At 38.4% G+C, this 7,779-nt stretch carries 4 protein-coding genes and 3 pseudogenes; 1 reads left to right on the top strand and 6 read right to left on the bottom strand.

Going from position 1 to position 7,779, the window contains the following annotated elements; all coding sequences use genetic code 11:
* From C6H66_RS24055 to C6H66_RS24030, 6 genes and pseudogenes are all read right to left on the bottom strand, one after another.
* Positions 1-141, bottom strand: a 141-nt coding sequence (locus C6H66_RS24055; protein ID WP_146111119.1) for a transposase family protein, incomplete at its 3' end; no start/stop codon positions are given.
* A 91-nt stretch (positions 142-232) separates the two neighbouring features.
* A pseudogene (locus C6H66_RS24050) lies at positions 233-655 on the bottom strand (Pvc16 family protein); the annotation flags it as partial.
* A gap of 24 nt (positions 656-679) precedes the next feature.
* Positions 680-2,762 (bottom strand): annotated as a pseudogene (locus tag C6H66_RS24045) (ATP-binding protein).
* Between the two features lie 9 nt (positions 2,763-2,771).
* Positions 2,772-4,427 (bottom strand): contractile injection system tape measure protein, encoded by a 1,656-nt coding sequence (locus C6H66_RS24040; RefSeq protein WP_105396963.1) that lies wholly within the window; start codon positions 4,425-4,427, stop codon positions 2,772-2,774.
* 63 nt (positions 4,428-4,490) lie between these two features.
* Entirely contained in the window at positions 4,491-5,579 is a 1,089-nt protein-coding gene (locus C6H66_RS24035; RefSeq protein ID WP_105396962.1) for a tail fiber protein, read from the bottom strand.
* 187 nt (positions 5,580-5,766) lie between these two features.
* Positions 5,767-7,521, bottom strand: a pseudogene (locus C6H66_RS24030) (hypothetical protein); the annotation flags it as partial.
* Between the two features lie 100 nt (positions 7,522-7,621).
* Between C6H66_RS24030 and C6H66_RS24025 the strand changes: the two are divergent.
* Positions 7,622-7,779 (top strand): transposase family protein (locus C6H66_RS24025; protein WP_146111118.1); only part of this gene is annotated, 158 nt, incomplete at its 3' end.

Genomic DNA, 7,779 nt, shown 5'->3' with positions numbered 1-7,779 from the left:
AATATCACTCCAGCCTTCTGCGCCCGCAATCACGGCACACAGTGACGAAAACAGGATGTCAAATAAAGGATAGGTGACTTTCGCACTCTGGCGAGGGTCTTGGATTGCCGAAAAATGAAGGGTAAAGTTCTCAAGGCACATGATATAGGTTTTCACTCTCAAAAGAGAGTATAAGATCACAGTGCTTTATTTGAAGCAACCTATTTTATTTTTGGCTAAAAAACATTCGTGATCTTGCCCTGGCACCGGGAAGACCGGTTAATTGACGGTTGTTAATTAATGCCTGTAAAACCAGATTCATCACTTGTGCTGCCTGATTATCTGGCTGACTGTCTGGACTGGAACTGTCGTTTGGCGGCTTATTTGCATCCCAGTAGGTAATTAAATAGTTACAATTGATATTGACCCATCCCGGTAATAATGTGCTGGTCGCCGGGTTATAACGTCTTGTTTCTGTGGAGCGTAATTGTAGATCTTCATGTATGTCGTAAAGAAATATACTCACTGTCGGTTCTGATTGAATGGAATTAATTTCTGGTAGATCAAAACGAATATCAATGTTTTGACTGGGAATGTCTAAATATTTAATTAGAATATCATTTAATGCTTGATTAATTTCAATAATCGCATTGTCAGAAGCAATTATAGTTGTCATATTGACTCCAATTCTACTTAATTTTTAAAATACCAAGCGGCCAGTTTTATTTAATTCAAGTATCACGGCGCGTTCTATATATTTATTTTCAATCTGTCCAATATTGTCATTTGCTGCCAATATGGATGATAATAAGGCGATATTTCTGATATTTGCTCCGGTTAAATCAGATCTTTTAGCCAGATGTTCAAAATCAATTTCATCGGATAATGTCAGTTGTTCAGGCCAGATTTTTTGCCACATTTTTTTACGTAATGTTTCATCAGGGTAAGTAAAACGAGTAATAAAAGTAAAGCGGCGATTAAACGCGCTGTCAAGGTGGCTACGGTTATTGGTGGCTAAAATCACTAATCCCGGATAATTTTCTAGTCGTTGTAGCAGATAAGAAACTTCAATATTGGCATGTCTGTCTTGGGCATCTTTAGTTTCACTGCGTTTGCCAAATAAAGCATCGGCTTCGTCGAAAAAAAGTACTCCGGAATCCGCTTCGGCCAGATCGAAAATACGGGAGATATTTTTTTCCGTTTCACCGATGTATTTGTTCACCACGGTAGAGAGATCGACTTTAATCAGATCAACACCAAGATTATTGGCAATCACCTCAGCAGCCATTGTTTTACCGGTACCCGATTCTCCATAAAATAATGTGCTAATACCGGTACCGTAACTGATTTTTTCCTGAAAGCCAGAGCTCAGAATTTGGTCACGGTAATTAATGGCTGCGACGATTTCTTTTAATTGTTGCGCTAACGTATCTGAAACCACTAAATCGTTAAAGCTGCGTTTTGGGGTGATTCGTTGGGCTAATTTACCGAAATTTTGTTGAGCGCGGAAACTTAATGCCTTACGTAAATCAGTCTCTTCCAGTTGGCCTTCTGGTTGCCGAATCATTTGGTATTGATGTGCTTCTTCAACAATGAGGGGTAATGTTTCCGCTGTAAAAGAGAAACGTTGACAGAGCTGAGTAATATTGATTCCTTGGATGACATTAGCCGGTAAACTTGCTTTTAGCATTGTTTTTCTATCTTCTAACGTTGTTACTGGCATATCAATTTGTACTATTGGCAAATGCTTAATCCAGACTAATGCATCTCCCGGTTCTGCCAGACAAACTACTTTTAATTTCGGCTGATTCAATAAAATAGATAACTCATGGTGTAATCTTTTTTTTTTCCTCTGCAAGTAAAGAAAAATTGCGGATTAATAAACAGGCATCATGCAAGCGGATTTCTCGTATTGCATCTGCCAATATGGGTATTGTGACACTATTTTCTTCGTCGGGCAGGTGAGCTAAATCAAGAATTAAGGTATGAATACCATGAGATGCCATAATATTACTGACCGCTAATTCTCTGGCGCTGTCCTGTTTTCCTCTGAGTATGATTAATGGCTGTATTTCGTTGGTGTCATTCAATAATATTTTCTTAAATGAATGATAAAGAGTTTGCGGATACCAATTATGTGAGTCTGGAGTATGCCAATTAGCACAGGTTATTAATGGCGGTAGAATAACTCGTTGTCCCGATAAAAAATGCCAGACAGAGTTGTGAGTTAAAAATTGTGTTTGTAACCAGATTGGTTCTTCTTGATTATTAAGCCGTAGTAGTTGGTTGTTGATTAATGGTGTTTGCGGTAAAAAACTGTTTTGCAGTAATTGTCGATCACTTTGACATTGGCTAAATAATTCAATTGCTAAAGCAAAGCTAGGCCACTGTTTTTTACTATTGCCATTTAGAGCGGCAAACAGGGCATGGTAACGACTGTCAAAATGGGGTAATAAACCTAATAATAAGGTATCTAGTTCAAATTCAGTCAGTTCAAAACGTTCTACCAATAATGATAATGCATCAGAGACAGGATTTTCCTTTGCTGCTGGATGGCTAATAATATCATCTGGTTTAGTTAGCCAATGGGGAATGCCCTGTGGTTTTGTCAGACGTTGTTCTAATTCATCTTCTGCGAGTAAAAAACTTTCCGGTAAGGAATCATATTTATCACATTTTTGGTAATAGTAATGCTGTAACCGCAAATCGATACGTTCCAAATGGGGATAAATCCAGTGTGATTTTGTCGTTATATCGTGGTTATTTATCAGCGGGTAATCCATATAAACCTTCTAAATATTTTTCCAGTCAATCTTTAAAGGGCGATCCAGCCAGGGAAGTTTGGCGATATTTAATGGCCACGGCCAATCAGCCAACAGCGCATCAAATGGCTGATGCTGGATGGAGATTTTGATTTCTTGCTCGTCTGCCAGTAATTCACCCGGTCGTTGTAAAAACAGTTGACGGACATCATTACGGCTTAATTTTTTCCAGCCGGGAAGTTGGCTGATAACGGCATCCAGCCATTGATCTATTATCAATTGTTTTTCCGGCTCAACAGGAGTTAATTCAATCATTTCGTCGGCCAATAATCCACACAAAACGTTATTCAGTACTTTTCTTTCTGCTGGTCTTTCTTCGGTTCCCCAAATCAGGTAGTCAAGTAAATCAACGGCATTGAACTGAGCCTGATGATGGATAAATTTCTGTGCTTCAAGCAGGCCAAGTTGATTAAACAGTGCGGGTAGCATCGGCCACAAAATTAATATCCCGGCATTATTTACTGGGCGTGGAAAAGGGTGTTCAGGTAATAAAGTCTGTTCAGAGTATGGTTTGTTGATGGTTTGAAGTGGGTTGAGGTTATTTCCTCTAATAACCGATGGGTTATCTGATATTGATAATGCTTGAGGATCTTCGGCAATTACTTTTTGATTTGTCGGATGTTGATATTTCTGAGCGTTTGAAGAGTTATCGCCACCCATGAAGGGTTTTATCTCAGATCTATTTTTATCCGTGTGGTTTGGTATAAAGCATTCCAATAGATATTGGTGTTCTTCAACCGACAGGTGCTGTTGGCAAAGCTGTGAAATAGCAACTGTTTGCCAGAGTTGTTTTAGCCAACTATTTAATGGGATATTGTCGGTCATAGCCTGGCGAAATAATGTAATAACAGACGCGGCATTAAGTGTACCGTTATTGAGCTCAGTTGTAATACGCGAGATGATTTTTGCATCGGGTTTAACTAGTTCCTGTGCATTATGTCGCTGTATATATTCCAGTGCATTGAGTATCAGTTGCCCGGAGGAGGCAAGCGCCTCCTGGTGTTGTGGTTTATTTATGTTTTCGGATAATCTGCGGTTGATGGTGCTCAATAAAGCGGGTTGTTTGATAGTTAAAAGCCGTTGCAGGCTATGTTCAGATAAACAGCTTTTTGCTAATAGTAATGCTGATTTGTTTTCTATCCGTGTTAATTGATTTATTAATTTCTTAATCTTGATATCACTGTTTTTATTATTCGCTATTGCCTCCGCTGGATTTAATTGGGGATATTTTTGATATAAGAAGTGAATGAAGTTCTCTGCATTAATAAAGTTATTATCACCAGATAAAGAAGAATTATGGGTGATTTTATTTGGTATTGGTGCATTCAGGTGAATTTCTTCTTTATTATTTATCTGATATTGGCTTAGTGCTTTAATCAGTGCAACCTTGAGGCGAGCAGGAAACAATGAATTAAAGTCGTGAAAATTTATTTCGCCAAGATCCAAGGTTAATGTTTCTAAATAGATATCCTTATTAATAGGATATTGAGTGAATAATGTATTGAATAAGTTATTTATATTGGCTTGATTAAGCAGGGAGCCATGCAATACTTTCTTAGCTACCTGCTGATTGTTAGCCTCAATAGTAATGGTAATCCGATTTAACAGATTTGGCTCCGAAGTCATATAAATATATCCTTGGTAATTATCGAATAATAGATAGTTTAAGTTTGTCTGTGTTGAGCCGAATTAAAGTTTCATAATAAAAGCAAGAATATAATACGCTGGTAGGCTATTTATAGTATGATCATGCTTTCCCTGAGTGGCAGTGCTGGTATGTGTATGCTTTTCAGACGGGTTACCAAAAGCATCGGTAAGCGGGTTTCTTAATATATCTTCTTGTCCTGCATTTGCGACAGAATATACGGTGTACGCCCCACCACCTGTATTCCATGTATACTGCACAGAGTGTGTATGGGGGGGGATATGTTTTGCTTCTAAAGCTGTTCCAGAAATATTTACCGTTATGTTACCAGCAGAAACGTTACTCGTTTTAACAGTATACGTTTTACTACTTCCACTCCCTGTTAAACCTTGCCCGCCTGTTTTACCCACTTCATCGTTTTTACCTCCAATAATGAAGCGGTCAATCAAGTTCGGCGTGCCCTGAGTTCCATCACATAATGCCCAGCCTGTAGGAGCACTACTACCAGAAAACATCACAATCATTCCTTTAGGGAGTACTGTTTTGGGATCAATACTAACGCCGCTTGAATCAACCGTGATACCGTTACCCGCTTTGACTGAAACACCATTCCTATCGACATTAATACCATTACTAGCCTTAACATCTAATCCTTCACCGCCTGCTTTTACTCCCCAACCAATTCCTACCGATATCCCTGCAGACTCGACTTTAATTGTGTTATCTTTGGATTTTACAGAGACGCCGTTAGTATTAACAACAATACCATTGCCTTGACCAACACATATTCCATTGGTTTTATTAATCAGACCGCTACCAAGGTTTACAGATAAAATATCATCTTTCAGCATTAATGGAGAAAAATCCTGGCTGGAAAGTGTACCTATTTTTAAATTAAGTGTACCGTCATCGGTCAATTTCAATCCTTGCCCTGGACCATTTTGTTGTGGCGCCTGACCACAAGCTTTACGCCCAATATCGGCAATATTAACCAGATCAGCATAATCGGTCTGTAATGGAATACTGCCTTCTTTAAAACGGCTTTTTAAATCATCGGCTGAAGGACCCGTTGATTTAATATTGGTATTTTCTAAATTGGTTTCTGAATTATATGGATTATGTTCTTTTTCCATTTATATCACCTTTTGTATAATGTGAAATGATTATGAGTTTTTCATTATAATTAAATGAAAATTAAAAAAGATACTTAATTTAATGTAAGATTAATATTTATTTTGTTAAAGTAAATTAATTTATTTATCATTTGAAAATTAAACATGAGCGTTTTTAATCGATATTTTTCTATATTCATGATTAAAGTCAGCGTTTATTTAAATTTTCTCCAGTATAAGGTACATACACTAACTGATTATTAATAATCACTTCTGTATTCCATTCTTTACCTGATTCACCAACCACATCAATACGTTGCTGTGCGGTAGCAATTCTCATATTACCAATACCTGTTGCGGCAGAAGGTAATCTTCCCAGGGTTAAAGTTTCTAAAACATGGTATGCCTCGTCCCCTAAGGGAGCGCCATTATTTTGCCAGCGCTGATAGGTACTGGAAAAATCTTTAAAATGTTCCGGTGACAACCAATGTATAATCAGAGAAAGATGAACGGGAAATTCAGCTAAAATTTCGGTTTTCGCCCAAGATTCCAATTTGTAAGGATCAACGTCGTCATTTTTAACGAGTTGGCTATTAATCACCATACTGACTACAAATGAAAAGCGATCGGCTAAAGCATATTTTTCGCTGGAGAAATACCAACGATAGCGCCAGGCGTCTGCCGCTAATGGAAAATTATCCTGTGAGTCTTGGGTGAGTTTAATTAATATCTTGCCTTGAATACGATCAAATTTAATGACGTTTGCCTTGAGTTCATGATCAGATTTCTTCGGCCCGGATGGGGTAATTACATATTTCAGTGTAATTTCATCATTTTCTTCGATCATGGCAGGGAAGGGACTTTGGGGGCTGGAGGTAATCCAGCGTTCATCTTCTGTTCCCGTTTGATATATCTCACTGGCATAAACCAGTTGATAATCCATATCTTCCAGCCACACCGAACTATTTTTCCAGTGTAGATTACCTTGATTAAATGCTTTCTCCACTCTTTCCCAATTGCGTTCCAGATCACTGCTATTGCTGGTGTTAAGAGTAAATTTATCTTCTTCGATATTAGTGATCATCTGATTACGCAACACTTTTTTATTTTCGCCGTCGCCTTCAGTGATAATTAAGTCAATTATCTGACCTTGCAGTAACTGATTTGCCTTTCCTGTCTGGGTAATCATTAATTGATGATTTTTAGTATCGGTCTCATCTTTTATTTCCAGATTATCGGGCGTTTGCTCCTCGTCGAATTGTGGGTCCGGTTTTATCGGTAATAACTGTCGATGTTCAATCAGGTAGAAAGGAAGTTCATCCAGCTTTGGGGTTTCCTCGAAACATTTTCCTCCCAAACCAAGCCGGGCAGCAATACGTTTCTGAAGTGCTGATACTTTATCAATACGAATGTTATTACGTTGGTAGGTCAATTCAGGCTGTTGCGCCAGATATTTGCGTTGGGTAAATAAAAAATCCTTATCCTGAAGCGGTGTCAGTGAGTTTGGTAACAGTGGTGGGATTGCGCATTTAGCTCCAAAATAGCCTAACAGATAATCCAAAATAGTCAGTTCTTTATCATAATTCTGTTGCTGAATATCGTCATTAATATAGATTTTTGAATCCTTGTCTAACTGATCGGTTAATTTAGTCTTTATATTCTTATAGACTTCCTGATTGGTAGTATTCTCTTTAAAAGGCCACTGTGTGCCATATACGTTATTTCCTCGTTGTTTAAAGGCTAATAATTTTGGCAAGAGGTTGAGTTCGGCACAACCATTAGCTAATAGTTGTTCAAAAGGCAACATAAATTGGTGCAAGTGCACTTGTTGTTGAGTCTCCGCGTAGGTCTGTAATCCATAGCAGGCCGGTAATTTATTGCTTACCGGATAGTAATCCAGGACTTTACGATGTTTGCCCCAGTTTAGTAATTCGGGCTGTGTTTCAATCAAGGGTTCTGCAACAGGGCAAGATCACGAATGTTTTTTAGCCAAAAATAAAATAGGTTGCTTCAAATAAAGCACTGTGATCTTATACTCTCTTTTGAGAGTGAAAACCTATATCATGTGCCTTGAGAACTTTACCCTTCATTTTTCGGCAATCCAAGACCCTCGCCAGAGTGCGAAAGTCACCTATCCTTTATTTGACATCCTGTTTTCGTCACTGTGTGCCGTGATTGCGGGCGCAGAAGGCTGGAGTGATATTCAGGAGTATACCGAAGG

This window comes from Photorhabdus hindustanensis (assembly GCF_002968995.1).
In the GTDB taxonomy this organism is placed as follows: Bacteria; Pseudomonadota; Gammaproteobacteria; order Enterobacterales; family Enterobacteriaceae; genus Photorhabdus; species Photorhabdus akhurstii.
Note: the sequence above shows the minus strand (reverse complement) of the source record. Positions and strands in the feature narration are given on the sequence as shown.

Bases quoted from the DNA above. Each gene is read 5' to 3' on its own strand.
- C6H66_RS24035 (WP_105396962.1), bottom strand. From the start codon at position 5,579: ATGGAAAAAGAACATAATCCATATAATTCAGAAACCAATTTAGAAAAT.
- C6H66_RS24040 (WP_105396963.1), bottom strand. From the start codon at position 4,427: ATGACTTCGGAGCCAAATCTGTTAAATCGGATTACCATTACTATTGAG.